Source organism: Chitinophaga sp. 01L420, assembly GCF_056399985.1.
This window is the reverse complement of the sequence record NZ_JBFTSK010000114.1, coordinates 1-2,557: the sequence shown is the minus strand read 5'-3', so window position 1 is coordinate 2,557 and position 2,557 is coordinate 1. Positions and strand designations below refer to the sequence as shown.

General features: G+C 49.2%; 1 protein-coding gene. It reads right to left on the bottom strand.

The features are described 5' to 3' along the window. Positions 1 to 2,557: condensation domain-containing protein (locus AC1DP6_RS36355; RefSeq protein ID WP_477059288.1), on the bottom strand; the 2,557-nt coding region annotated here is incomplete at both ends.

Below are 2,557 nucleotides of genomic sequence, written 5' to 3'. Positions count from 1 at the left end.
GTAGCAGGGAGGCCTGCTGGCGCTATTACCAACGCCCTGCCTTTCAGCAATGGTTGGAAAAGTGCTGTCAGTGATGCGTCAAAAGTATAAGACAGGTGATGGTAACTGCCTGGTTTGTCTGTCTGACTATCAGCAGTGTACTGTGTTTGCTGATTACATAAATAATGTACCAGGCTGCCGTGGCTGATCATCACCCCCTTCGGCATACCGGTAGAGCCGGATGTATAGATCACATAGGCCAGCTGATCTGCCGCAGGGGATACCAATGCCTGCCTGTCCGGTACACTGCTGATGCGATCCCAATCGCCATCCAGACTGACGATCCGGCAACCTACGGTTACGGGTAAACGATCTGCGCTGGTTTCACTGCTCAGTACCAGCGATGCCTGGGTATCTTCCAATATATAACGAATGCGCTCTGCAGGGTATTCCGGGTCAACCGGTACATAAGCGCCTCCTGCTTTTAAGATGCCCCATATGCCGACCAACATATCCACTCCACGTTCTACGCAGATTGGTACCAATGTGTCTGCCTTAACGCCCTGCTGTCTTAGATAGTACGCAAGCTGATCACTACGTTCATTCAGTTCCTGGTAACTCAACTCCTGATTCCCGGATATTACAGCGGTGGCATCGGGAGTACGGGCTACCTGTTCTTCAAATAGCTCCACTACCGTCCTGCTTTCAGGATGGTCGACGGATGTGTTATTGAATGCAGATAACAGTTGTTCTTTTTCTGGCATTGTTAACAGCTGCAAGTCACCAACAAGGTGGCATTGTTCCAGCACCACCTGTTTAAGCACTTCTTCAAAATGCCCGGTTATCATCTGCACATATGTCTGTTCCAGTAAACTGCTGTTATAGTTAAACTGAATGCTGATTTCTTCTGAAGCAACTATACAGAGACTCAGCACGTAATTGGTATGCTCTTTTACCTGCACACCTCCCGCCTGCAATGCCCAGCGGCGTGAGGAGATCACCTTGTTTACAGGATAGTTTTCAAATACCAGCAGGCTGTCGAACAGATCGCCGGTAATACCCACCCACCGCTGAATGGTGCTCAGCCCTGTATATTGATATTCACGACAGACTAACTGACCTTGCTGAATACCGGACAACCAGGTTTCTATCGGCTCATCTCCCATGATCAGCGTATGCAGCGGCAGCGTATTAATATACAATCCCACCCGGCTCTCTACTTCGGGCAATCCTTCCGGACGGCCGGAAACGGTTACGCCATAAGTCACCGCGTCACTGCCGGTATAGCGCGACAACAGGTAACTCCACACWCCCTGCATCACYGTGTTTACGGTGATCCGGTGCTGTTGCGCATAACGATCCACGGATGCTGTTAACGTGGCATCCAATACAAGTGTTTCTCTTTTATAAACACCAAGTCCTTTGTTGCGCTCCGCTACTGATCCGACAAACGGCAACAGGCTGCCACCGGCAATGCCCAACAGGTATCCGCGCCAGTACTGCTCTTCCTGCTCCTTGTCACGGCTTTCCATGTAGCGGATATAATCTTCGTATTTATCTGTCGCCGCAGCAGCTGTTGTTGCTGTACCGGTAGTAAGTGACTCATAAATTCTCAATAATTCTCCTACCAACACCTGCACTGACCAGCCATCCAGCAGCATATGATGATGTGTCCAGATCATCCGCCACTTATCATCACTTACACGCAACAGACCCAATCGCATCAACGGCGCCGATGCAAAATCAAATGCTTTCTGACGGTCCATCTGCTCATAAGCTGCTACTGCTGCCACACGTGCGGTTGGTTCCAGCCCCCGGTAATCCAGTTCTTCTACCGGAAGATTTACTCCACGATAAACGCATTGCACCGGCACGCGGAAACGATTATAATAAAATCCACTACGCAGAATGCTGTGGCGCCTCATCAGCTCTTCCCAGCTTTCAATCAATAATCCTACATCTGCTCCTATCAGGTCGCAGCTCAGTTGTTCTATATAAGCTTCGGAAGTGTCATCATATAATCCGTGAAACAACATCCCTTCCTGTAATCCGCTCAGGCGGTACAGGCCTTCCAGTTGATCTCCCCGCCGCTGTCCATCATGCAACTCTGATAAAAACATATCCAGCTCCTGGTAACTTACCTCTCCTGTTAATCCATAATCTGATGGCGTATATACGACTCCGTTATGTTGTTGCKCTATACAATGAGCAATTAGCTTCTCCAGTTTCGATATATACCCACTGGCCAGTGCCTGGATGGTATCCTCTTCATAATGCAAACTGCTATAGCTCCAGTTCAATATCAGTTCCCCCCCACGGATCATGCTGTTCACCACCAGTTTATCCGATACCCGGTAATCATCTCCCACACTGCGTCCCATCGATTCCTTTGCATTCCCCATCCATTCCTTGTTCCTGACTACATTATCCAATTGTCCCAGGTAATTAAAAACAATACCCCATGGCGTAGTTCCCCGTAAACCGTCTTCCCGGTTAAGGTATTTTAATATCCCGTATCCCATGCCTTTATCAGGCACCGCACGCAGCTGTTCTTTCACCGACTTGATCCAGTCCGCCA